Genomic DNA, 24,909 nt, shown 5'->3' on the forward strand with positions numbered 1-24,909 from the left:
ACAGATGACAATAGAGATTCAAAATAAAATTATTATAAATAAGAGTCTATAGTTTATATTAAATAATAATTATTTTAAACTAGAACTACTAATAATCGTCTTCATTAACCATGGGGATAAATAGGCTTCCACTGCTGATGCTGCAGAAATAAAAATCACTGCCGCAAGCAAGGCAAAAATATAACGTTTAAAAAATGGCATAATCGGTTGGGCATATTTTTTCATAAATTGCTTTTTAATCATTCTTATTGAGAAGATTACCGAGAACGCAGCTATTAAGATAAACACCGGAATAATAATCAAATTCTGTGGCAAGATTGAAACAAAAGCTAATAGAAAACCATTCCAGCCCATTTGACTAACAAGGAAACCAACAGTAAAACCAACAACCATTCCTTTAACAAATAAGAGGATCAGAATGACTGGTAAGCCAATAATGGATATTCCTAGGATCCAGATAAGACCTATAAATTTACTGTTGTGAAAGAAGCTTTGCAAGAATAAATCATTGTCTTCTGCGACTTTATCATCAGAAACTTGGCCGAAAAATTGGGATAAATAATAGAATAAATCTTCCTTCTGTGTAATACTCATGGAATTGACCACAATCGCTCCAAAGATTACCCCCATTAAAAATAATACAACAATAAACAAAAATATTGAGGAATGCTCACGGAAATAACTAGCGGCATCTGACTGGTACAATCGTTTTTTCATTTGCGTTTCCTCCTACTCTTCTCAATCAGTTACTACAGTTTATGCCAATCTAGTTTTTCTATGACCAATTTAATAGATTTCAGATTACTAATTTTCACAAATAAATCCGGAGGCCTTTGGCTCTCCGAATTTGTTTAATTTTATGGATGTGCGATTTTTCCGTATTTTCCACCACCACCAGCTGCAAGATGAATCGTTCCTTCTCTTGCCTTCATGATGAACTCAGCAATTTTTACTGGGACAACTTCCTTTAATGCTTCAAATGAAACTTCATGCAAAATCGCCATTTCACTTCCGAAATGATTGACAAGTTTCTCAAGTATGCGTGGTCCTAAACCTGGAATAAATTCCAGCGGAACTTGATGAATATATGGCGGACGCCCCACTGGACTTAAATCTGAAGTCTTTAATTCAAGGATCCGGTCTGCCACTCCTTTAATGATCTTTTTATTCCCGCAAAGATTGCATAATTGATCATCGTTGTTTACAGGATTTAGACATTCCGTACAAACTGTCTTATGATATTTACCTAATAGAGGATCGAGACCATAGTTAGCGATAATCTGGCGCCCCTCTTCACCTTTTAATGCTTTTTGCAATTCCAAAAAGGTTGGTTCCTCCATGGCGATTACTTGATATTCACGGGCAATTTTGGCAAGTGAGTGTGCATCTGAGTTGGTGACAAATGTATAGTTATGTAACTCTTTTAATTGATCTGCCATGCTTGTATCTGAGCTTAGGCCTAATTCAATCCCATCAATTAATGCTGGGTCTAATACCTCTGTTAAAGACTTCTTAACCCCTTTGCCATATAAACTTTTAAACGGTGTGAATACATGAGCAGGAATGAAAATGCCCCCTAATTCCTTCACCTTTTTTTGCAATACAAGACCAGATACGTAAATCCTTTGCGAACTCAATTGGATATTTTTCAAATGACCTGACAGCCAGGAAGAAAACGTCCTCATAACAGAAAGATTCGGAAAATAACAAAGCAAATGAATCGGGCCATGGCAATTCTCATCATAAATTTCTAATTCTGAACCAGGGATAACGGTCAAATCTCCAAATACTATACCGCCATTCGGATGTTCAACCACTTCTCCACTCTGGATCAGACTTTCCATTTCGTCGATAACCTCTGGCGAGTGGCTATCGATAATCCCGACCATATTAAGACCTTTTTCATGTCTAGCATGTTCAATGATATTCGTAAACGTCAGTGATTTTGCACCAGTGATTTTGACGGGTTTCCCTGTCCAAGTCCTGCCAATATGAATGTGCAAATCTACATAGAACCGATTCATTTATGTTTCAACGCCTCTTGTAATTGTATATATTGAACAGCAAAAATAGTTTTTGCATCATAAATCTTTTGTTCAGAAATATATTGCTTTGCTTCATCGAGTGTAAGCTCTTCTAAATTTACAAATTCATCTTCGTCCAATGCTGCTGAATTTTCTTTTTTGGTTAACCCTTTTGCTAAAAATACATGGACAATTTCATCTGCAAATCCCGGAGATGTATAAAAGGAGGTTACTAATTCAAGACTTTTGCATTCATAACCCGTTTCCTCTTCTAATTCCCTCAGGGCACACGCAGCAGGTTCTTCCCCTTTTTCTAGTTTCCCCGCAGGAATCTCCACTATTGTTCTTTCTAGTGCTTTTCGATATTGTTCGACCATAACGATTTTATGATCGTCGGTAATGGCTAAAATTGCGACAGCCCCAGGATGCTTAATAATTTCCCGTTTCGCTTGTTTTCCATTGGGGAGTTCTACATCCTGTAAATGAAGACTAATTACTTTTCCTGAAAATAATTCCTCGCTATGAATTGTTTTTTCTTCAAGGTTTGTCATTCCTGTCAACTCCTGTTCTATTCCGTCAAGACCTTACGTATCATTTTACCATACTTTGATTGGAGGGGTATGGGATGAAGGTATCTGTACATGACAAAGGGATTATTCTTGTTGGTAAGGGCTGGGAAGTCGTTCAAAAACTAAAGGAGTTTCACAAGGAATATAAAACCATAGCCGAATGGGTCCAGCACGTTTCACCAAAGTAGTGCCTCTTTAGTTGTAGTCTGCCCCTTTCTTTTATAAAATTATAGAAAAAGATGGGGTGATGATTTGAAAAAAAGAAAACTTGGTCATTCAGATTTATTTGTTTCTGAATTAGGTCTTGGCTGTATGTCCATTGGGACAGAGGAGAAAGTTGCAAGAAACATTATCGAAGCTGCTCTTGAGGAAGGGATTAATTATTTTGATACCGCGGATTTATATGATTTTGGCGAAAATGAAGCAATTGTTGGGAAGGCCATAAAGGATATCCGTGAACAGGTGATTATCGCGACAAAAGTTGGCAACCGCTGGGATTCTGAAAAAACGGGTTGGAGCTGGGATCCATCTAAGTCCTATATAAAAGAAGAAGTAAAAAATAGTTTAAAGAGACTTGGCACTGACTATATTGATCTCTATCAATTACATGGTGGAACCATAGAAGACCCAATTGAAGAGACGATAGAGGCATTTGAAGAATTGAAAGCAGAGGGATTTATTCGCTATTATGGCATCTCCTCTATTCGTCCAAATGTGATTAGAGAATACGTTGAAAAATCAAATATCGTGTCCGTGATGATGCAATACAGCCTATTAGACCGCAGACCTGAAGAAGAAGTATTACCACTGCTTCAAAAACATGGGATTAGTGTTGTCACACGTGGTCCACTTGCGAAAGGACTTTTAAGTGATCGGTTATTAGAAAAGGCATCAGAAAAAGGCTATCTTGATTACACTTACGACGAATTACATGCCATTTTACCATTATTAAAAGAAAAAGTAGCTACTTCCCGTTCGTTCACTGAAGTTGCTCTTCATTATAATCTGACAAACCCTGCTGTTGCATCTGTTGTTGCTGGAGCAAGCAGTCCAGAGCAAATTAGAAGGAATGCAAAAGCGGTCAAAAGCAAGCCGTTTACTGAATTGGAAATTTCTATGATTAAATCATTAACAAAGGCAAGTAATTATCAGGATCATAGATAAAAGGAGAGCAGCCGCTCTCCTTTTTGAAAATTTATTTAAACTCTTTCCAGTTCATCCCACTCTCGTTTAATAGTTCTTCAAACGACTTGTTTTTTTCTTTCAGTTTGCGTTCGTCTCTTTTTCGTTGCTCTTCCGCCTCTTTTTTTCTTTCCTCTTCAACCTTAAGCTGGTCCTGCTGTTCTTTTAGCTGTTTCATTAAGTCCGGATTAATCAAATCTTTAAGCGTAACCGCTGATTCCTCTTTTTTTGGTTTAGATTGATGGTTTTGTCTCTTTTGCTTTTTCATTCTAAACTCCTCCATGATCAAAATCTCTATTCTATTATACCATTACACTCTATGGAATGATTAAAAAAAAGCAGGTCCCCTGCTGTTGATGGAACCTGCTCCCCTATTCATTTACTCATTAATAAGCTTCCAATTTAACATGATCATCCACATGCAAGGTTGCTTCTGTCGAACGTACCACTTCTTCGATCGTAAATCCTTTCGCTACTTCAACGAGTCTTAATCCAGAGTCAGTTACATCCATCACCGCACGCTCAGTGATAATCCGGTTTACTACTCCTTTGCCGGTCAACGGCAACGTGCATTTTTTTAATATTTTCGATTCGCCTTTTTTATTTACATGCTCCATAATGATAATAATTTTCTGTGCGCCATGGACAAGATCCATTGCACCGCCCATCCCTTTAATCATCTTGCCTGGAATCATCCAATTAGCCAAGTCTCCTGTTTCCGATACCTCCATACCCCCGAGAATCGCAACGTTCACATGGCCTCCACGAATCATCGCAAACGATTCTGCACTATCGAAATAGGCTGCACCATTTATGGCTGTCACCGTTTCTTTTCCGGCATTAATTAAATCGGGATCTACCTCTTCCTCCCCTGGATATGGCCCAATCCCTAGCAAACCATTTTCTGATTGCAAAACCACTTGTTTATGTTCAGTTATATAATTGGCAACGAGGGTCGGCATGCCAATCCCTAAATTAACATAAAAGCCGTTCTCTATTTCCTTCTCTGCTCTGATTGCAATTCTTTCTCTGACAGTGGCTTTATCATTTGACATCGTATTTCTCCCTTCCCCACTCTATTTTTTTATCGTTAATCTTTCAATCCGTTTTTCCTGCACTCCTTCAATAATCGCCTGAACATAAATACTTGGAGTATGGATACAATTAGCATCCAGTTCACCGATTTCATAAAGTGTTTCCACTTCGGCAATCGTCACCTTTCCTGCCGCTGCAATCATCGGATTGAAATTTCGCGCTGTTTTGTGATAAACAAGATTCCCCATCTTGTCGCCTTTCCATGCCCTAACTAGACTAAAATCGGCCGTCAATGCCTCTTCTAAAAGGTATTCTCTCCCATTGAACACTTTTATTTCTTTTCCTTCCGCTATAGGGGTCCCTACCCCGGCTGGAGTGTAAAAGGCTGGGATTCCAGCTCCACCAGCTCGGATCTTTTCCGCTAATGTACCTTGGGGGGTCAAATCCACTTCAAGCTCCCCTGTTAAAACCTGTCTCTCAAACTCTTTATTTTCCCCCACGTAGGAACCAATCATTTTTTTTATTTGTTTATTATTTAAGAGAAGACCTAAGCCCCACTCATCAATTCCACAGTTATTTGAAATAACGGTTAGATCCTTTACCCCTTTTTCTGCTAAGGCCAAAATCAAATTTTCAGGAATACCGCACAAACCGAATCCACCAACCATTAATGTTGCCCCGTCCTGAATCTCAGCTACGGCATCATGGAAGGATGTACAGATCTTCTTCATTTTTGCTCTCTCTCCCTCAATTTAAGTATTAGATTAATTCAACAACCTTTACCTTAACTATTTCTAAGTGTAATACTGGAATTCCTCTAATTTTGTCAAAATTTCATTTATTCTTGATTTTTAGAAATTAACACCACTACAATGAAAGTATGAACAATGAAGGGGGAAAATGATGTTTAATTTACCTGAAAAAGTGACGATGATCGAGGTAGGTCCACGTGACGGGCTACAAAATGAGAAATTATTTGTCCCAACTGAAATAAAAAAGCAATTTATTGTTGGCTTGAGAAATGCCGGACTTCAGGAAATGGAGCTGACTTCGTTCGTGTCACCGAAATGGGTGCCGCAAATGAGTGATGCGGCTGAAATTGTGGTCGATTGTCTTGACGGGAAGACTAGAAACATCGTCCTTGCCCCCAATAGAAAAGGGATTGATCGGCTCTATTCAAGCGATTGTCAGGCTGTTGCTGTCTTTGTAGGGGTCAGCAATAGCTTTAATATAAAAAATATCAACAAAACAACCTCAGATTGTTTGATGGAATTAAAGCCTCTCATCCGTGAACTAAAGGAAAAGAATTACTTTGTGCGTGCCTGTATTTCTACTGCCTTTTATTGTCCTTATGAAGGAAAAATAGTTGAAAGTGATACTATTAAACTTTGCCGTGAATTTGTATTAATAGGGGTCGATGAATTAAGCGTTGCCGATACAATTGGGATGGCTGCCCCTACTGAAGCATTTTCCCTATTTACCAAATTAAAAGCCGAATTCCCTGAAACCATGTTAACAGCTCATTTTCATGACACACGCAAACTTGCCCTTGCGAATATTTTGGCTTCCCTGCAAGCTGGAATCGTGCGATTTGATACGTCTGCAGGCGGGCTTGGTGGCTGCCCATTTGCTCCTGGCGCAGCTGGGAATGCAGCAACAGAGGATGTCGTTTATATGTTTGAACGGATGGGAATTGATACCGGTGTGAATCTTGCTAAGCTGATGGATGCAATCGAAGTGGTTCGCCCTCATCTTTCAAGGCAAATTGAAACCGGTTATTATCGACTACATGCCCAAACCATTTAGTTTCGATTTCTAATGAATAATCGGTGTTCTTGTAAACCATCTTAATCATTGAGACCAGTTTGAAGGGAGACTAAGATGATGAGTCAAAAACGTGATAGAGGTAATAGCCAAAGTGGAAAGAATTACGCAGACACTGCCGGTGGTGGCAAGCGGATGATTGCAGCCGAAGAAGTTGAAAAGGCTCTCCACCCCACCAAGCGGCAAAATGCAGAACAATAAATGATGACATTACTTAAAGCCGCTTCAGGGTGCTAGCGGCTTTTCTTGTGTTAAAATAAAATTTACCAATTTATCGGCAAAAGAACTTGTTTTACATATTTTATATCAACCACTACTTGGGGAGGTACCAATATGAAAAAAGCATTTCGAGCTTTGCTTGTATTCTTGTTTTTCTGGATATCTCTTGGCCTTTATTTTACAAACCGGTTAATGTATATGAAAAAGAAGGATGAGGAATTAATTTTAAGACGGGAAAAGGAAGCAGGCAGGTATAATCCCGATGAATTTGAATCTCTTCCAAAGCGGGAGGTGGATATTCCTTCTCCCTTTGGATACAAGATTAAAGGCCTTCTCGTTGAACCACACCAGACCAATCGCTATATCATTATTGCTCATGGTGTTACGGAAACAAAAATTAATTCGATTAAATACGCGAACCTATTTTTAGAGCGGGGGTTTAATACATTCATTTATGATCATCGCCGACACGGGGAATCTGGAGGAAAGACCACCAGCTTTGGTCATTATGAAAAATTCGATCTTAAAACAGTGGTTGATTGGCTAAAAAAAGAAAAAGGTCCGCAACTTGAACTTGGAATACACGGCGAATCAATGGGGGCTGCTACTATGCTTTTATACGCTGGGCTTCTTGAGGACGGTGCTGATTTTTATATTGCTGACTGCCCCTTTTCGGATTTTAAGGAGCAGCTTGCTTACCTTATTAAAAAGGATTTCAAGCTCGTCCCTGGCCTCTTACTACCGATTGGGGATGCCCTTTTACGCCTTCGCGACAAATATTCGATTCGAAATGTGTCTCCGATCTCAGTCATTGAAAATATTAAACATCCTGTACTGTTTATTCACAGCCAAAAGGATGATTTTATCCTTCCTACCATGACAAAGGATTTATTTGAGCAAAAAAAAGGTCCTAAAATGCTCTATTTGGCGGCTAATGGTCGGCATGCCCAGTCCTTTAATGAAAACCGGGCTGATTATGAACGCGTGGTCGATGAATTTTTGCAGAAATATGTTAATCAGGCCCTGCTTAGTTAAGTAAAGTACGCGCCACTTTTTCACTTAAACAAAAAACAGACTTGAATCAGTCTGTTTTTTGTTTAAGGATAAGACTCATCTGTCCGTTTAACATTTGCTGTGGACTTTTTAATTGAAACCAATTGGTTGCTTGTGAAAAATCAATTTTCATTTGCTCATCGAAAAAAACCAATTTTGATTTTTCTAAATAAACCGGTCTTTCATTCGTTTGAATCTCTACATCCATATGATCCAACTCTGACACAAACCACAGGGCTACTACTCCGTTGACAGCACAACCGCACCCATCGGTATCATATTTCAGTTTTAAAAAACCTTCTCGTCCTTCTATTCGCTCATTTATTTTATTAGCGGCTGCTTCCGTAATGTGTATTTCCATGTTTAAAGCTCCCCTCTTCTTTCATATGATGATTGTATCATAGTTATCGAGAGAGACTATTGTCAACAGATCTTTTTTCCGTAACACGAATAATTTTTCTATTCCTATTTTTTAGATTTCTAGTAAAATACAGAACCAGTTTTTGTACAAATAAGCCTACTAATAAAACAATGATTAAGAACAAGGTTATTGTCGCTCCTGGCGGAGTTCCTAATTCATACGAAGAAAAAAGGCCGGCAAAGATACTGACAATGGATGTTAGCATTGCCGTAACAATCACCATCTTAAAGCCCTTTGCAATTCTTATTCCAAAGGCTGCTGGTAAAACGAGGAGCGCAGAAACAAGCAATACGCCAATCATTGAAATGATCACAGAAATAGCCAAACCAGTTAAGATACTAAAGGAAATGGAAAGCAAATGAATATTAACACCAGCGGTATAAGCTGTATCCTCATCAAATGTCATTAAATACAATGGTCTTTTAAGTATTAGAAAGTAAAGGAAAATGAGTGCTGAAACCACGAATAATAAATATAACTGTAGTGTGCTTATCGTAACTAGTGAACCAAATAAGTATTGCTCCATACTTGTTGAGGTGCCGCCACTAATACTCATCAGGACTAATGCGAAAGAAAGGCCCGCCGCCATGAGGATCGCAATTGAGACTTCAGAATAGGTTTTATATGCCCGACGCATAAAATCTATGCCAATTGCACCTATTATTACAACTAGTATACTAGATAGTTGAATATTCACATGTATGAAGAAACCGATTGCCACTCCGGAAAGTGAAATATGTGATAGTGTATCTGCCATGAGTGCCTGACGTCTTAATATCAAAAATACTCCCAATAAAGGAGCAATTAATGCGATGACTCCCCCGGCCCAAAATGCCCGTTGCATGAATTCAAGATTAAACATTTCCATCCTTCCTGTTCCCTCCTTTCTAATTGAATTAATTTTGTTAAATAGGGTTCTGCTTCATCTTGGTTATGGGTAATCATGATTACTGTTCTTTCATGCTCCTCTACTTGATGTGCCAAAAATTCATAGAACTCTTTTCGACTTTCAGTATCCATTCCAGTTGTTGGCTCATCTAATACAAGTAAGTCGGGGTCAGATGCCAGAACTCGGGCAATACAGATTTTTTGTTTTTGCCCACCGGATAATGCCCCTATTTTATGATGACGAAATTCCCACATTCCGACCATCTTTAGTGCTCGTTCCATCATAGTCAAATCATAACTATCTAACCGCTTAAACCATTTCCCCCTTTTATATCTTCCTGACCTTACCAATTCCATTACTGTACTTGGAAACCCCGCATTAAAAGAGGCGATTTGTTGGGGGACATAGCCAATCGTTAGTCTTTCTCCATGTAGATTTTTCTTACTCCGCCATACAGTCCCTTCCCATGGTTTGAGTAATCCGAGCATCAGTTTAATCATCGTAGATTTAGATGCGCCATTTGGTCCAGTAATACCGACAAACTCTCCACTTTCGATGTCAAATGAAACATCATTTAGGGCTGGTACATGTGAATATCCAAAGATAACATTTTTTAGAGAAACTAGGAGCATATAAACACCTTCCTTTTTAATAGATTTTAGTGAATGTCACTTTTATTTTCTTTATCAAAATGTAAAAGTGTGCGCCATTTTCATTTCGCACACCTTTTCATTCTATTTAGAATTCCTTAGAATTCCTTTTATTCTGAGAGTGTTTCCACAAGGGATTTCAGATTATTCGTCATCTCTTCAATATAATTTAATCCCTTTGCCTGGTCCTCTTTGCTTAAACCTTCAAGTGTGTTTAAAACCTTTGTTTTTGCATCTAACTCACTCGCAAGTGCTTGAGCAACTTTAGGCGAAGCTAACTCTTCAAAATAAATCGTGTGCAGATTATGATCTAGAGCAAATGCTTTCAACTCTGCTAATCTTGATGGACTCGGTTCCTCTTCTGGAGACAAACCAGCAATTGGTATCTGTTTAAGACCGTATTCCTTAGCTAAATATCCAAATGCAGCATGTTGTGTAATAATTTCCTTCCCGGCAAATTTGTCAAGGCCTTCATGATACTGTTGATCCAGTTCCTGAAGTTGGTGAATATAGTCCTTACTATTTTTTTCGTAGACCTCTTTATTTTCAGGGTCCTTCTTTATAAGCGCTTGAGTAATATTGTCTACTTCCTTTTGGGCAAGTACTGGGCTAAGCCATACATGAGGATCCATTACATGCCCATCTTCATGTTCATGTGATTCTTCCTCGCCTTCCTCTTCCTCTGCTATTCCTTCCATTAATGAAATTCCATCACTTGCCTTAACAAACAACGGCTTCTTACTATCATTAATTGCTTCCTCCACTTTCGGCACCCATGTTTCCATATACTGGCTATTGTAAACAAAAACTTCAGCATTATTGATTTTTTCCATATCCTTTGGCGAAGGCTCCCACTCATGTGGTTCAATACTTGAAGGAATTAATAGTTCCACCTCTGCTTTATCACCTGCAATGTTCTTCGTAAATTCATACATTGGGTAGAAAGTTGTCACGATATGAATCTTTTCTTCTCCCGATGTCTTAACTTTTTCATTTGTTTCAGTAGAAGTTTTAGAGCTGCATCCGGAGATGATTGTTAAACACCCCAAAGCAACGATGCCAGTTTTGAAAATGGACTTAAATTTGTTATTTCTCATAATCATTCTCTCTCCCTCAATCATATTTCTCTTTTTTAAATCAAAATCATTACGATTTGAACTCTATACTAAATGACTATTTTTACATTTAGACTCATAGATCTATTTCCCTTTTATTACTTATCGTAATCGATGGACCAGCCTGAGAAACAAGACCAATCGTATTATACCTTGTTGCCAACCAGAAAGATCTACTTTATTTAATAATATGACATTGGCAAATTCTATTTGATCAATAAGTAAATCAACTACTTCTCTTGTGTCACTTTTATCCGTAGCTTGTTTCCGATCAATTAAACTTTCACCGGATGAAAAATCGTGCCAAAACCGATTAGCATCTACCACCGTCACCATGGTATCTAATCGACAGAACTTTGATAAATCTATACTTAAATTTTCATCGATATATGTAAAAGTCTGCGCTACAGGTACTGGTTCACTTATTCCTGTTGATTCTATTACAATATAATCAAGATCACTACTCCCCACTAGTTTTTCCACTTCGATAATCAAATCTTCCCTTAATGTACAGCATATACAGTCATTCTGCATCTCCACTAGCTTTTCATCTGTCCGAGAAAAACCACTTTGTTTTACGAGCAGTGCATCAATATTCACTTCACTCATATCATTGACTATGACAGCAACCCGTAGGCCCTTCGATTCTCCAAAATATGATTAAGCAATGTGGTTTTTCCTGAACCAAGATATCCGCTTAATACCGTAACAGGGACTTTATTTATTCCCACTTCACATCTCTCCTTTATTGTGATTTGCACATAAGTGAAGAAATTATTTAGAATCCATAACACGTAATCATTACGATTTAAACTACAAAAAAATTTCAAGGTAGTTTTACAATAATGAATTCCCTTTAGCACTTATATTGTAACTCACTTCAATATAATAAATCGAAATGATTACTATTTGCAAGTGTTTTCTCTAAAAAATAGAAAAACGTTACAAAATCATTGAACAGGATCGTAGTGAGTACTTCTTTCTACTCATCAAGTTCTATTGATGGGACCGAATAATGGGTTAAAGAAAGGAGAAGTAAATTCCTTACTTCCCCTTTACCTTGATTATGCTTAATTTTTGTTAGAAATTAGTTCATTTATTAGAGTTTTATTTCTTTTTTAATGAGATCCCTAAAGCGATGATTGCTGCTAGGAGCGCTGCGATGGCAAGGTACAGCGAAATATTGGATGAAGCAGCATCTTCCGCATTTTGATTGGTGTCGGTCGAAGCATCTGTCGTGTTATCTGTTTGGACAGCCTCATGACCGTGCCCAGTTTCACTTGAACTTGCCGGATGCACAACTGTTACGGAGGCTGGTTTTTCAGCATCTTCTGCCCCCACCCATTCTACAACACTGCCATCTTCGTAAGTTTGATAAGCCTTCCAGACAATCTTCTCGGCATTATCGCCTACTTTACCTGACATGTTAAACATCGTAAATTCTGTTGGTGATAATCCTTCGCCCTCTGCAGTCCAAGTAACGCTAGTAATTTTGCCTGATTCATCCTTTTGAAGCTCATATTTCCAGCCTGGTTTTGGTTCGAATCGCGTTACATCCACGTCCTCAGGAATTTTAACTTCAATCTTGGTTGTTGGAACCTGTTCATTCTCAGAAGGAACCTTAACTGTGAACACTTCATATTTGCCCTGGGATGTTTCATTTGGCTGCACAGTCACATGGGCACTAGCAGCACCCGCAAAAATCGTTAAAGCACCAATCATTGAAAGCATGAATGTAAAAATTTTTTTCATCATAAATCCTCCATTTTTTTAATAAACAACAAAATCTTTCCTGTACACCTTTTCATTATCCTCAGTATCCAAGATTCTGACCTCAGCGGTCCAGTTTCCCGCAAACGGCAGATAGCTGCCTTCTGTCATAAAATGTGCATAATCTCCTTGACCATACGCCTCTAGCGGCACATGAATAGGCGCCACATCAGGATTGTCCTTGTTAATTATATTTAGTTCAATTCGCTTGATGCCAAGTCCAACCTCATTTGAATTTGCCTCTACCATAAAGGCATTGGTGCCTGGTACCTTAGGTGAAATAGAGGTTGTAAAATCCATCCCCTCTGCTTTTTCATGCCAATCTAAGGGCTTATTTTCTGGAATCGGGATTAGAAATGTCAAAATCCCGACAATGCATGTAATGCTAAGCATAAGAATAAAATCAAGTTTTATCAGATTGCGAATGCTATTTTCGGTTCGCTTTTTCAGAAAAAACCTGATCGCCCCAGCAACGACTAACACCAGTAGCACGAGAGCCATTTTTATCAATAGCAAAGTTCCCCATTTTGTGACGAAAAGGTACTCGATTTTTGGCAAATACATAAAGGTCGAAATCAATCCTGATCCGATCAGCACCACCATACTGATTAGGGCTGAAAAAGAATATCGTCTCATAAAATTCCGTACATGTGCAGGGAATTTTTTTAGATACATTAATATGTAGAGTAGCCCTCCGGACCAAATGGATGCCGCCAGCAAATGAATAAAGTCCAAGGAAACGGTGATGACCTTGGGTTCAAAAGCAAACGCATGGCCATTTACACTCTTTGCCGCAAGCAGCAACAATAGCCAGACCCTATCCACCCAGGGACTCCTAAATAAAATAACAAAACTAAGTAATGATAAAATCATCGAGATGCTCCATGATTGACCGGCTGTTGTATCGGTGATTAGGGCGATTAAGCTACTCAGATTCCATTGTTCAAGATATCCTGATGCTATGATGGCGCCAAAGCCGATATTTGCAAGCAAAAAGGCCATTAACAAAAGGAAACCTTTATTTTTGTAGCTTTGCTTTAATTGTTCAGATTCCTCCAAATGCTTTCTTACCCATGCACCCCACCAAATCCATCCAGTGGTTAAAAGCAATGCTAGATAATAGATTATTCGTCCTATTGACGTTAACGGTGATCCTTGATTTTCTGTTTGAAATTCGACGACCTTGCTATTGCCGACAAATCCTGCTCCAACTGAAAAAATATAAGAACCCTTTACTGGATGCCCATCCGCAGAAATCACTTGATAGGACACGGTATAATTTCCATCTGTCAGTTTAGGTAAGGGGCGGCTCAGCTGTTTGTGATCAACACTAAGCTTAGCCTTATTCCCGCTGATTTCCTCCCCGCTCTCATCAAAAACCTTTATCGTGAAAAATTCACTTTCCAGCCTTTCATTAAACGTTAGCGTTATTTCCTTTGGGGAAGACTGTAAGTGACTATCCTGAACAGGTACCACTTTTTCCAGAACAGCATGAGCGAAAGCGGCCTGTGGAAATCCTAACGATAACAGTAGGATAAATAATAGGATATATCTAAATGGTTTAATAACTTTCACCTCTCTTTTCTCCTATTATATAGTTCCATATATAAATTAAGGTTTTTCATTCTCATTTAATATGACTCAAACGGGCTATTTTTTCAAAAAATGACTCAAAACTGTTCATAAAACTGTCATCGTGATGTATCGTTAAGGTAAATATTACTGAGTTGCTTGACTTTAAAGGAGAACTATTGCTCAATGTCGAACCGATTACTTATCTTTTTTACCGCTTTACTCCCGACTATTTTAATTGGAGGCTTTGAATTCTTCCGTCACAAAACCCTTCTCCATCGTTTATCGATGGAAACAGGAAACTATTTAATTACGATCTTAATCTTTCTAATTTCATATGCCTTCGCTGTGTGGATATTCCATATCATTGAAACCAAGAATCATCGAATTGCCGATGAAAGGGAAATGCGTGCCATTTATGAAGAAAGAGAAAGATTAGCAAAGGAATTACATGACAGTATTGCTCAAACTTTATTTTTATTAAAAGTGAATCTAAAAAAAAGAAAACTAGATGAGGCCGGAGCACTTATAAATTCAATCGATACCCAGCTTCGACAGGCCATTTTCAACCTACGGATGAACCCGGCAGAAGATATTTCTTTTTTAAAAAGAATCGAAAACTGGCTGGAAGATTGGAGCACAGTGTCTGGGATTAATATCGATTCGAACATTCAATTAATAGAAACTTGCTTCACTCCCGCTAAGGAAGTACAACTATTTGGCATTATCCAGGAAGCATTTACAAACATTCGAAAGCATTCACAAGCATCAAATGTTTCCTTTAAATTCCATCTCACTGAAAACGGGTGGGTTTTAGACATTGAAGATAATGGGGTCGGTTTTGAGATGACGGCCATTGGTCTCAAACAATACGGTTTAACGATGGTAAAAGAACGAGCAGACAGACTTGGTGCCACATGCGAAATTAATTCCCAAAAAGGACTTGGAACAAAAATAATCGTGAGAGGTAAGCTATAATGGACCATCCGTATCGTGTTTTAATTACAGACGATCATCCGCATGCACGTGAAGCCATTGCCACGATGCTTGAGGATGACCCTATTTTCCAAATAGTTGGGCAGGCCAAAAATGGAGAGGAAGCGATTGAGTTATGTCAAGTCCTTATCCCTGACATCGTATTGATGGATATTGAAATGCCTGGATTGAATGGCTTGGAAACCACAAAAATCATTAAAGAGAAATTCCATTATATAAAGGTCATCATTCTAAGTGTCTCAGACAATGTGGCTGATTTGTTTACGGCCATTCAATACGGTGCCCAAGGATACCTGTTGAAAAATATGGACCCTGACGATTGGCTGCAGTACCTTCACTCCATCATGGAAGGATCGAGTGAAGCTACACGAGGTATGGCAGGAAAGCTTCTTTATCAGTTCAGAGAGAAGGATTTACAGGATTCCTCTTTGTCAAAATCGTTAACCCCTCGTGAAAAAGAGATTCTTTTATTACTGACAAAGGGAATTACCAATAAACAAATCGCAGAGCAATTATTTATTGCAGAAAATACAGTAAAAAACCATATTAAAAATTTATTAGAAAAACTACAGCTGGAAAATCGCGTCCAGCTCGCTTCTTATGCTATTAAACATCTTAAAGCCTAAAAGTCTGTCTCATATGGGATCAACCCTCTTATGAGACAGACTTTTTATTTTTCTTAATTGAACAATGATGGCAAAACGGACTTTTTGCTTGTCCTCATAAATAGGTCCATTTTTAAGTAAGGATTTCTAAAATATCTTCTTCGCTTAAAACAGACGTAGTCACCACATCAGAATCGATGATTTCTTCAATCAAATGTTTCTTTTTGTCCTGTAGTTCACTGATTTTCTCTTCGATCGTCCCACGGGTAACAAGCTTAATCACCTGAACAACATTTTTTTGACCGATACGGTGCGCCCGGTCTGCCGCCTGCTCCTCAACCGCCGGATTCCACCAGAGGTCATATAGGATGACTGTATCGGCGCCCGTTAAGTTAAGACCTGTCCCGCCAGCCTTCAACGAGATAAGAAAGAAATCGTGTTCTCCTTCATTAAAGCGCTGGCAAATTTCTAGTCGCTCCTCAGACGGGGTTTGACCATCAAGGTAGAAAAAAGAAATCCCCTTCATGGCAAAATCCCTTCCAATTAGTTCAAGCATTTTTGTAAACTGAGAAAAAATCAGGACCCTGCGACCAGAAAGTCTAGATTCCTCAACGATTCTCATCAACATTTCAAATTTCGCCGATTTACCTTGATATCCATCCACAAACAGGCTCGGATGACAGCAAATTTGCCGTAATCTCGTCAATCCAGCGAGAATTTTAATCCGATTTTTCCCGATCGTATCTTTATCGAGATGCTTAAACGTATCCTCCCTTAGCTTTGCTAAATAAGCTGCATAAAGCCTCTTTTGCTCTGGAAAAAGTTCTGCAGATTCCACAAACTCCAATTTTTCAGGAAGCTCAGCAACAACATCCTCCTTTAATCTGCGCAGTAAAAAAGGACGCACTCTTCGGGCGATTTTCTTCCTTGTTAGATTACTAAATTCTTTTAAGCCCTTAAATAGTTCCGGAAATACGACATGAAAGAGTGACCACAGCTCTTCAGGGGCATTCTCCACTGGTGTTCCAGTTAGGGCAAAGCGATGGTGTGCCTGAAGCTTTTTGACCGAGCGTGCCGTTTGCGTCATTGGATTTTTAAAGGCTTGAGCTTCATCAAAAAATATTGTGTGAAAGCTTTGCTTCTCGTACCAATTAATGTCTCGACGCAGCAACGGATAGGACGTAATGATGACATCCATTTCCAGAGCTTCTTTTTGGAGATGATGCCGTTCTGTCTGCTGCCCATCCACCACAATAGTATGAATTTCCGGAGCAAATTTCATCAGTTCACTCAACCAGTTATATGTTAACGAGGACGGACAGACAATTAATACGGGCTGCTTCCTTTCACGAATCGTAGCAAGCTCAGATAAAATGAAAGTAATACTTTGTACTGTTTTACCAAGTCCCATATCATCGGCAAGAATCCCGCCAAAGCCATAAACAGCTAATGTCTTCATCCATTCAAAGCCTCGTTTTTGATAATCGCGCAAAACTGCCTCAAGACTTACGGGTACCTCAAATTTCAAACGGCCCGGATGTCGAAGATTTTCAAAAAACTGTCGGAAAGAGTCGTCCAATCTAAACACCGCATAATCATCCATCGTATCAAGAAGTGGCAGTCCCTCCAAAATTGATAGCTCATAGCTAGCCTCTTGATCTTTTTGAGGCAATGGAATTTCTGTTAAGAAGCGTTGGATTTCTGCAAATTCCCTTGTTTCTAATGAAAGGAGACTACCGTTACGGAGACGATAATATTTCCGTTTTTCCTCAAGCGCCTGCAGCACTTCTTTAATTTGCCGCTGTGGAATTCCATCCAGTTCAAACGAAAAATGCAGCCAATTAGTTCGTTCTTTTTTTAATCTAATCCTTAAAGAAGGTCGGGGATTCTCACGAGAGATCCGATTTCTGACAGCCGTTGTCGCATAAATTTGCAGCAGCTTCTGAAGCTTTGGAACAACATGGTATAGAAACTCATACTCCAATTCCTCATTGTGTAAAAAATAGCCACCGTCCGTCTTAGCAAAAGAACTATCATCCATTTGGTTTAAAATTTCCGCTTCTTTCTGTTCGTCCCTTATAACCTGTGATCCGGCAAGGATTTCCCTGTCCTGTAATGGATTGATGACGATATTACCATAGTGAAACTCTAGTCCAGCAAGAAGACGATTTTTGACGCGGTCTAAATATAGTTTAGCTATCAGCGGTGTTTTCATAAATTCTCTTCTAAGAGTCTCTGAAAGTTGTACGTGCCCCATTTTTTTTAAACCAGGAACTAATTTTTCCAGAAAATGATGGATCTGCTCTTGTGGAATAAGGATTTCGTTCGTTCCAGACGCCTCTAACATCTGTTTCAAATCGGCCAAGCGCTGAATATCCTCGTTCTTCATCCTGATTAACTTGCCTGCAGATAAAATAAGGTGATACAGCTCTAATACAACCATTCGGGCTAATCCAGCAACCTTTAATTGATAACCACCCTTCTCTGCCTCAGTAAAATGAAACTGTAAGGGTGGCAATTCCTCCGTTATCGTCAAGCCATTGTAGGTGCGATCATCATAAACGAGTTTCACTAGCGGTGCCCGTGTAAGGAAGGGCTCTAGTCGTTTCCAGGAGGACGGTGGAAGGATCAGCATCTCCTCCCTCTTAACATCAGCCTGATTGGACTGTGTGCTCTGATCATCTTGAACAATCTCGATGAGATGTTGAATCACGGGATCAGCATCCCTTTGAAAGCAATAATCGTTTGGATTGTACTTATACGTATCAGAAAGCAGAATGGCATCGCCGTGCTGAATCGCCGTTAAAAAGGTCCGGCAATTTTCCACTTTCATTTGTCCAATAACCAGCTCAATGCCAAGCATAAACTGACCCGGAACAGCCATGACTGGTTTACAAACAAACTCCACATCCAGCACTTGTCGATTCTCAAAATGAAGCAGATGTCCGCTCGAACGGACAGGATTATTATCGAAAATAGATAACAAATCCTCAGCCATGCCCCCGCGAACCTCCTCTGTCCCGAGTGGTTCCGATCCCTTCCGTTGATAGTCTTCAATCGCCAACAAAACGGCAGCAATATGCTGACAATCCTTTTGAAATGAGGCTAGTTTTGGACAACTACAGGTGGAGTGAAAGCGATGATCTCCAGCCCTTTCAATAGCAACGTGAAAATCCTCTGTTCCTGCTACAGTTGCCTTACACTGATCGGAACGATACTGTTGAAAGGTTACTTTATGAGCACGGAAAAAAGCCTCCCCTCTTTTGAAGGAGACCGTCCCGCACAATTCCTTAATGATCTTTTGATTTAGATTTATCTTCAAGCCCCTGGCTCCTTCCCCAAAGACAGTTTATTCTATTATTCAATGAATTAATCCATTATACCATTCCTGAAGAGATCATAGAAAAAGCTGCCCTCACGCTGGCAGCTTTTTCTCACTACTATTATCGTTTTATAAAATGGATGAACGACTTCTAGTCAAAATAATCTATTTTCCTATTTTGAAGGAAGCAGTCGTTTGCCAATCCGCTCATATAATCGAGGAAAAAGGACGTAGGCGACGCTCCCCATATTCATCCAACGTGGTAGATTAATCTCTCTTGTTTTCGTCAGCATACTGTTGACTACTTTTTGAGCAACATATTCAGGCTGCAGCATGAACCGCTGAACATTTTTTACATAGGTCCCCTGTTCATCTGCAATTGTAAAAAAGTTTGTCGCGATTGGGCCTGGATTCACCGAGGTCACTTGCACATTGTAATCATCAAGTTCCATTCTAAGTGAATTCGTGTACCCTAGTACGGCATGCTTCGTGGCAGAATAAACACTAGATTTTGGCGTAGCCAGCTTCCCAGCCTGTGAGGCAATATTGATAATATGACCATAGCGTCGAGTACGCATCCTAGGCAAGACCATACTCGTACACGCCATTAATCCCACCACATTAACGTTAAACATACCCTTGATTTCGTCCATGGTTGCTTCATGAGCTTCACGAAATACGCCAAAGCCGGCATTATTGACGAGGATATCTATTTGACCAATTTTCTCAAAAATTTGTTCAAAAACCTCTTTCACCTTTTCTGTATCCGATACATCGAGCTGAAACACATCAACCTTCACTTGATGATTTTGCTCCAGTCTCGTTTGCAGTTGTTCTAGCTTATCGATACTTCGTGCTAACAAGACAAGATTGGCTCCTCTCGCCGCAGATAGCTTGGCGATTTCCGCACCAATTCCACCTGATGCACCAGTAATCACAATATTTTTACCCTGTAATTGTTCCTTAACCATCCTTACACCTCATCGAGAGTTTGTCCCAGTCTATCTAAAGCTAGGCTTGATAGCGCTTGGGCATACTAACACTACTACTAATTTCCCCGATTGATGATAAATAGTCAAGTTGAGCTACTGTTTCAGAGATCGTTAGCATCAGTTCACGCTGATAAACGGTTGGAAACAATCGTTGGCAGATTTCAAATACGGTAAGGTCTTCTTCTTTGAGCCAGTTATACACAGTCATCGCCCGCTCATGCTGGCGTGTCAGTCTCTTCTCGATCAATTCTGACAACTGAATAATCTCTTCGCCGTGACCGGTATAAGCAGATTGGATAGGATAAGACAATAATTTATTCATCGAATCATTGTGCTGCAACAGTGGCTTCGGCCTTTCTAATTCACCAGGTGCCGGCGGCTCTAACAATGGATTGGGCGAAATATGTGCGAGAATTAAATCCCCGGCAATCAATATTCCGTCTTTTTCTCGAAAAAGGGCAATTTGACTTTGAGCATGTCCAGGCGTTTCTATCACTTGCCAGTCACTCAGTCCATGTGGTCGCATTCCTTCGACAAGATGACCCGTCAACGAACGATCGCAAGAATACTTTAGCGTCTTTCGGAGCTTAGACAATAAGGAGAAATATTCTGCTGGCACTCCAAACTCATGAAAATAGACTTTGAAAAATTCCTCTTGTTCTTGGAAAAATGTTTCTGTCGGGTGTATCCAACGTTCATTAAGGGGATGTCCATACACCTCTAACGAAGGGGGGAAAAAGTCAAGCATCCCAGCATGATCTGGATGATGATGAGTGAGCACCACCTGCTCAATATCCTTAGGACTCAACTGTAAATCAGCCATTTGTTCCGTAAGTGAATGCCAAGATTCTTCCGTTTTGGGTCCCACATCAACAAGTGTTAACCGCTCGCCTTGAATCAAATAGGCATTGACGTCTCCAACTGGAAATGGTGTCGGCAAGGTAATTTTGGCAATGCCATCTTTCCATTTTGTCATCTAAAAAACCCCTTACTATTTTTGTTGAATAAAGAAATTTAAGACGCAATCGTGAACATTATGTGTCAATCGGTATATAAAGTTAAGTTTAACGATTTTTTCCGCCATTGTCATTATTTTCACATAATTTTTTAGAAAAAATAAAAAATTCATACAATTACCTCTTGACAGACAAGCCAGTTTTCAAGGATAATCACTAGTAAAATTTACATTGTAAAGCGATGAGTAAGGCCAGTAAATGACAAATGGCGTAAGAGAGTGGAGTTCAGAAGGCTGAGAGACTTCACCGCCCTCTTTATCATTGAACCTACCTTATGAGCACTTAGGAAAACCTAACGTAGATCCGGCGTTATCGGAGTGGAGTGAACCCTTTTTGATTAACTAGTTAAAATCAGGGTAAATGAAGGTGGTACCGCGGAAGCTAACTTTCGTCCTTTATGGATGAAGGTTTTTTTGTGTTTACAGACATTAAGGGAGGAAGAAATATGAAAAAAATAGCAATTGTCGGAGCAGGCTCGATGGCCGAAGCCATCATCTCAGGTATTCTTGAAAATAACTTAATTGATAGGAAAAATGTCTGGGTGACCAACCATGCGAATCAAGAAAGATTAGCGAAATTAGAGGTTCGATATGGCATCAATCAGACGTATGATTTAAATTTGCTGTTTGACCAAGCTGACATTGTCATGCTTGCCATGAAACCAAAGGATGCCGCTACTGCAGTGGCGGGTATACATGAGTTTTTGACTGAGCAAATGCTGATCGTTTCCGTTTTGGCAGGCGTATCGATGGATACTATTGAAACACTAGCCAGAAAACCTCTTTCAATCGCTCGGTCGATGCCTAATACATCTGCAGCTGTCGGAAAATCGGCTACTGCTATTGCTGTAAATACCCGTGTCTCGAAAGAGCAGTTAGAAATAACGAAGAAGCTTTTCAACACCGTTGGATTAGCAAAATTTGTTAAAGAAGATCAACTGGACGCCGTTACAGGACTATCTGGAAGCGGACCAGCCTATATTTACTATCTGATTGAAGCCATGGAAAATAGTGCCGACGCGATTGGGCTCGATAAGCCGATCGCAAAAGAACTCATCGTGCAAACCTTAATTGGAGCCGCTGAAATGGTGAAAAACTCCTCCAAAACCGCAAGGCAATTGCGGCAGGAAGTAACTAGCCCTGGTGGAACTACAGAAGCAGGTATTCGAATTTTGGAGGAATTCAGCGTCCAGGAGGCGTTCATTTCATGCATCAAGGCCGCTGCCACTCAATCAAAAAAGATGGGCACTGCCTTATGCTCAGAACTTCAGGTAGGTAAGCACATATAAAAACGGTATGATTATTCCCAGTTACCTTAAACTAACGATATGCGTCAATGTAAATGGTATTTTCTCGCGACAAAGATCACATACAAAGGACTGGAAAAATGGATAGCCTATTAACCATTTTGTACACATTAGGCATACTTGTTTGGATTGTTTTTCTTCTCGATGCCTTCATTGGATTACGGAATGTTGATACCCTTGAAAATGAGGAAAATCTTGTTCCAGATCAGCTACTGTCTGTCATCGTGGCAGCAAGAAATGAAGCAAAACAAATCGAAGCAAGTATTTTAACTCAACTGAATCAAACATATAAAAATGTCGAGTGGCTTCTCATCAATGATCGTTCCTCCGATGAAACCGGTAAAATAATGGACGATTTAGCACACCAAGATCCACGCATAAGGGTTATTCATATCAGTGATTTACCAGAAGGCTGGCTTGGCAAGAATCACGCCTTATACAAAGGGGCATTGGAGGCTTCTGGAAAATGGTTTTTATTCACTGATGCCGATATAAAATTTGAAAAAGAGACCTTCGCTAAGGCACTCCATTATTTTAAACGTCATCAACTTGACCATTTAACGGCAGCACCTAATTTGCATGCAAGCCGCTTTTGGCTTAAATCCTTTGTGGCTTTTTTTCTATTCGGATTTTCCTATTTTAAACGTCCATGGATGGCAAATCATCCAAAATCTAAAATCGGAACTGGAATTGGAGCATTTAATCTTGTTTCCAAAACTGCCTATTACTCATTTGGGACCCATAAAAGAATCAAGATGAGACCAGATGATGACTTGCAGCTAGGAATGCAGATGAAAAAGTCCGGCTATCAGCAAAGATTTGTGACGGCCCTTCAATTAATTGAAGTGGAATGGTATGGGAGCCTTCACGAGGCTTTTGTAGGTTTAGAAAAAAACACATTTGCGGGATTAAATTATCGAACTAGCATGGTGTTTTTTTCTATCTTTGGCGTCTTTACCACCAATGTTCTTCCGTTTTTCACCATTTTTTCAGGGAACACCATCATTACTCTTTTGAGTCTAGGGAATATTGGTATTAGTGGCATTCTCTATGCCCTCATCATCAGGAGAATGACTGTTTTCTCGCCGGCTTTCTTCCTTGTCTTACCGATCACAGCCTTATTATTCATCTATTCAATTATTCGGGCGAGCTACCTCACCTTTAAACGTGGTGGCATTGTCTGGAGAGGGACAACCTACCGTTTAAGTGAATTACGAGACAAAGATTAAAAGCAGAACTTTATAGTATTTTCATGCCTTTTGCTATACTAAAAGTGGATTAACCATAAAAACAGGAGGCAAATCAAATGGAAGCAAAATTATTTTCTCCTTACACCATTAAGGGGGTAACACTAAAAAATCGGATCGTGATGTCACCGATGTGCATGTACTCTAGTCACAACGAGGACGGCCATGTGCAAAACTGGCATCAAACCCATTACACAAGCAGAGCAGTTGGTCAGGTTGGCCTAATCATCGTGGAGGCAACAGCTGTTACCGCACAGGGACGGATTTCTCCTCGAGACTTAGGAATCTGGAGTGATGACCATATTGAGGGCCTACAGGAGCTCGTTAATCTAATGAAGGAACAAGGTGCTAAAACTGGGATTCAACTCGCCCATGCTGGCCGGAAAGCCGTATTAGAAGGAGAAATTATTGCCCCATCAGCTATTGCCTTTAATGAAAAATCAAAAACACCGAAAGAAATGTCAAAAGAAGACATTTCTGAAACCATTGTGGCTTTTAAAAATGGGGCCAAACGGGCAGCAAAAGCAGGTTTTGATATTATTGAACTTCACGGGGCCCATGGATATTTACTAAATGAATTCCTTTCACCCTTGTCCAATAAACGAAGCGATGAATATGGCGGGTCTGTAGAAAATCGTTATCGACTCCTCCGTGAGGTCATTGATGCCGTTAAAACCGTTTGGATTGGACCATTATTTGTAAGGGTATCTGCTCATGATTATCATGATGAAGGGTTAACAGCAGAGGACTACATAACATTTGCCGCCTGGATGAAGGAACAAGGGGTCGATTTAATTGATGTGAGTTCAGGAGCTGTCGTTCCAGCCCATATAACGGTTTATCCGGGGTATCAAGTAAAATACGCTGAAACCATTAAGAATGGGGCCGACATTTCAACTGGTGCTGTAGGCTTAATTACTTCAGCCATTCAAGCTGAGGAAATATTACAAAATGACAGAGCGGATTTGGTATTGTTAGCACGTGAATTACTGCGGGACCCATACTGGCCACGAACAGCAGCAAAAGAGCTTGGAGTTCAAATTGAGTCTCCTCAGCAGTACGAACGAGGCTGGATGTAAAGACTAAGAAAACAGCACCAAAG

Annotated in this window: 25 protein-coding genes and 1 pseudogene; 10 read left to right on the plus strand and 16 right to left on the minus strand. The window is 39.7% G+C overall.

The features are described 5' to 3' along the window. Nucleotides 1-69 precede the first annotated feature (69 nt). The 3 genes from spoIIM to TY15_RS01300 form a co-directional block, all read right to left on the minus strand. On the minus strand, nt 70-717 hold the full coding sequence (spoIIM, locus tag TY15_RS01290) for a stage II sporulation protein M (protein ID WP_040208249.1): 648 nt from the start codon (nt 715-717) through the stop codon (nt 70-72). 140 nt (nt 718-857) lie between these two features. Further along, the gene (locus tag TY15_RS01295) at nt 858-2,024 is read right to left on the minus strand and encodes an endonuclease Q family protein (protein WP_040208248.1); all 1,167 of its coding nucleotides are present in this window, start codon (nt 2,022-2,024) and stop codon (nt 858-860) included. Next, the gene (locus TY15_RS01300; RefSeq protein WP_040208247.1) at nt 2,021-2,575 is read right to left on the minus strand and encodes an NUDIX hydrolase; all 555 of its coding nucleotides are present in this window, start codon (nt 2,573-2,575) and stop codon (nt 2,021-2,023) included. The genes TY15_RS01295 and TY15_RS01300 overlap by 4 nt, the downstream gene beginning before the upstream one ends. Nucleotides 2,576-2,649: 74 nt before the next feature. On the opposite strand from TY15_RS01300, the gene mciZ reads away from it, so the two are divergent. Together mciZ and TY15_RS01305 are read left to right on the plus strand one after the other, a co-directional pair. Beyond that, nucleotides 2,650-2,781 (plus strand): Z-ring formation inhibitor MciZ, encoded by a 132-nt coding sequence (gene mciZ / locus TY15_RS23390; RefSeq protein WP_074432755.1) that lies wholly within the window; start codon nt 2,650-2,652, stop codon nt 2,779-2,781. Nucleotides 2,782-2,845: 64 nt separating this feature from the next. Continuing rightward, nucleotides 2,846-3,757, plus strand: a complete 912-nt coding sequence (locus TY15_RS01305; protein ID WP_040208245.1) for an aldo/keto reductase — start codon at nt 2,846-2,848, stop codon at nt 3,755-3,757. A gap of 31 nt (nt 3,758-3,788) precedes the next feature. Here the strand turns inward: TY15_RS01305 and TY15_RS01310 are convergent, their stop codons facing one another. The 3 genes from TY15_RS01310 to TY15_RS01320 all read right to left on the minus strand — a co-directional run bounded on the left by TY15_RS01310 (nt 3,789) and on the right by TY15_RS01320 (nt 5,541). After that, nucleotides 3,789-4,043 carry a YqkE family protein gene (locus TY15_RS01310; protein ID WP_040208242.1) on the minus strand — a complete coding sequence of 85 codons (255 nt, stop codon included), beginning with the start codon at nt 4,041-4,043 and terminating at the stop codon, nt 3,789-3,791. 118 nt (nt 4,044-4,161) lie between these two features. After that, nucleotides 4,162-4,830 (minus strand): 3-oxoacid CoA-transferase subunit B, encoded by a 669-nt coding sequence (locus TY15_RS01315; protein WP_040208240.1) that lies wholly within the window; start codon nt 4,828-4,830, stop codon nt 4,162-4,164. Between the two features lie 21 nt (nt 4,831-4,851). Next, nucleotides 4,852-5,541 (minus strand): CoA transferase subunit A, encoded by a 690-nt coding sequence (locus tag TY15_RS01320; RefSeq protein WP_040208239.1) that lies wholly within the window; start codon nt 5,539-5,541, stop codon nt 4,852-4,854. Between the two features lie 169 nt (nt 5,542-5,710). On the opposite strand from TY15_RS01320, the gene TY15_RS01325 reads away from it, so the two are divergent. The 3 genes from TY15_RS01325 to TY15_RS01330 all read left to right on the plus strand — a co-directional run bounded on the left by TY15_RS01325 (nt 5,711) and on the right by TY15_RS01330 (nt 7,888). Next, nucleotides 5,711-6,616, plus strand: coding sequence for a hydroxymethylglutaryl-CoA lyase (locus tag TY15_RS01325; protein ID WP_040208237.1), 906 nt, complete (start codon nt 5,711-5,713; stop codon nt 6,614-6,616). 78 nt (nt 6,617-6,694) lie between these two features. Then, nucleotides 6,695-6,835, plus strand: coding sequence for a hypothetical protein (locus tag TY15_RS24580; RefSeq protein WP_179301835.1), 141 nt, complete (start codon nt 6,695-6,697; stop codon nt 6,833-6,835). Between the two features lie 132 nt (nt 6,836-6,967). Then, nucleotides 6,968-7,888, plus strand: coding sequence for an alpha/beta hydrolase (locus TY15_RS01330; RefSeq protein ID WP_040208236.1), 921 nt, complete (start codon nt 6,968-6,970; stop codon nt 7,886-7,888). A 46-nt stretch (nt 7,889-7,934) separates the two neighbouring features. Here the strand turns inward: TY15_RS01330 and TY15_RS01335 are convergent, their stop codons facing one another. The 7 genes and pseudogenes from TY15_RS01335 to TY15_RS01365 all read right to left on the minus strand — a co-directional run bounded on the left by TY15_RS01335 (nt 7,935) and on the right by TY15_RS01365 (nt 14,326). Further along, a complete protein-coding gene (locus TY15_RS01335; protein WP_040208233.1) occupies nt 7,935-8,267 on the minus strand; it encodes an iron-sulfur cluster biosynthesis family protein in 333 nt (110 codons plus the stop codon). Nucleotides 8,268-8,310: 43 nt separating this feature from the next. Further along, on the minus strand, nt 8,311-9,195 hold the full coding sequence (locus tag TY15_RS01340; RefSeq protein WP_040208232.1) for a metal ABC transporter permease: 885 nt from the start codon (nt 9,193-9,195) through the stop codon (nt 8,311-8,313). Continuing rightward, a complete protein-coding gene (locus TY15_RS01345) occupies nt 9,132-9,848 on the minus strand; it encodes a metal ABC transporter ATP-binding protein (protein WP_040208231.1) in 717 nt (238 codons plus the stop codon). The genes TY15_RS01340 and TY15_RS01345 overlap by 64 nt, the downstream gene beginning before the upstream one ends. Before the next feature lie 128 nt (nt 9,849-9,976). Continuing rightward, the gene (locus tag TY15_RS01350; protein WP_096911898.1) at nt 9,977-10,963 is read right to left on the minus strand and encodes a metal ABC transporter substrate-binding protein; all 987 of its coding nucleotides are present in this window, start codon (nt 10,961-10,963) and stop codon (nt 9,977-9,979) included. 186 nt (nt 10,964-11,149) lie between these two features. Next, nucleotides 11,150-11,706 (minus strand): annotated as a pseudogene (locus tag TY15_RS01355) (CobW family GTP-binding protein); the annotation flags it as partial. A 382-nt stretch (nt 11,707-12,088) separates the two neighbouring features. After that, a complete protein-coding gene (locus tag TY15_RS01360; protein ID WP_040208229.1) occupies nt 12,089-12,733 on the minus strand; it encodes a YcnI family copper-binding membrane protein in 645 nt (214 codons plus the stop codon). Between the two features lie 18 nt (nt 12,734-12,751). Continuing rightward, nucleotides 12,752-14,326, minus strand: coding sequence for a copper resistance CopC/CopD family protein (locus TY15_RS01365; RefSeq protein WP_040208228.1), 1,575 nt, complete (start codon nt 14,324-14,326; stop codon nt 12,752-12,754). A 183-nt stretch (nt 14,327-14,509) separates the two neighbouring features. On the opposite strand from TY15_RS01365, the gene TY15_RS01370 reads away from it, so the two are divergent. Then, nucleotides 14,510-15,301: a sensor histidine kinase gene (locus TY15_RS01370; RefSeq protein ID WP_040208227.1), complete on the plus strand. Its 792-nt coding sequence runs from the start codon at nt 14,510-14,512 to the stop codon at nt 15,299-15,301. Beyond that, the gene (locus TY15_RS01375) at nt 15,301-15,945 is read left to right on the plus strand and encodes a response regulator (protein WP_040208226.1); all 645 of its coding nucleotides are present in this window, start codon (nt 15,301-15,303) and stop codon (nt 15,943-15,945) included. The genes TY15_RS01370 and TY15_RS01375 overlap by 1 nt, the downstream gene beginning before the upstream one ends. A gap of 112 nt (nt 15,946-16,057) precedes the next feature. Here the strand turns inward: TY15_RS01375 and TY15_RS01380 are convergent, their stop codons facing one another. The 3 genes from TY15_RS01380 to TY15_RS01390 form a co-directional block, all read right to left on the minus strand. Continuing rightward, nucleotides 16,058-19,246, minus strand: coding sequence for a DEAD/DEAH box helicase (locus TY15_RS01380; RefSeq protein ID WP_040208225.1), 3,189 nt, complete (start codon nt 19,244-19,246; stop codon nt 16,058-16,060). 173 nt (nt 19,247-19,419) lie between these two features. Beyond that, on the minus strand, nt 19,420-20,217 hold the full coding sequence (locus tag TY15_RS01385; RefSeq protein ID WP_040208222.1) for an SDR family NAD(P)-dependent oxidoreductase: 798 nt from the start codon (nt 20,215-20,217) through the stop codon (nt 19,420-19,422). 40 nt (nt 20,218-20,257) lie between these two features. Continuing rightward, nucleotides 20,258-21,214 carry an MBL fold metallo-hydrolase gene (locus TY15_RS01390; RefSeq protein WP_040208220.1) on the minus strand — a complete coding sequence of 319 codons (957 nt, stop codon included), beginning with the start codon at nt 21,212-21,214 and terminating at the stop codon, nt 20,258-20,260. A 485-nt stretch (nt 21,215-21,699) separates the two neighbouring features. On the opposite strand from TY15_RS01390, the gene proC reads away from it, so the two are divergent. The 3 genes from proC (at nt 21,700) to namA (ending at nt 24,886) form a co-directional block, all read left to right on the plus strand. Further along, nucleotides 21,700-22,542 carry a pyrroline-5-carboxylate reductase gene (proC, locus tag TY15_RS01395; RefSeq protein ID WP_040208459.1) on the plus strand — a complete coding sequence of 281 codons (843 nt, stop codon included), beginning with the start codon at nt 21,700-21,702 and terminating at the stop codon, nt 22,540-22,542. A gap of 98 nt (nt 22,543-22,640) precedes the next feature. Next, nucleotides 22,641-23,789, plus strand: a complete 1,149-nt coding sequence (locus tag TY15_RS01400; RefSeq protein WP_040208219.1) for a glycosyltransferase family 2 protein — start codon at nt 22,641-22,643, stop codon at nt 23,787-23,789. 77 nt (nt 23,790-23,866) lie between these two features. After that, complete coding sequence (gene namA / locus TY15_RS01405; RefSeq protein WP_040208217.1) at nt 23,867-24,886, plus strand: NADPH dehydrogenase NamA; 1,020 nt, start codon at nt 23,867-23,869, stop codon at nt 24,884-24,886. Nucleotides 24,887-24,909 lie beyond the last annotated feature (23 nt).

The sequence above is a fragment of the Neobacillus jeddahensis genome (assembly GCF_000612625.1).
GTDB classification, from domain to species: Bacteria; Bacillota; Bacilli; order Bacillales; family Cytobacillaceae; genus Neobacillus; species Neobacillus jeddahensis.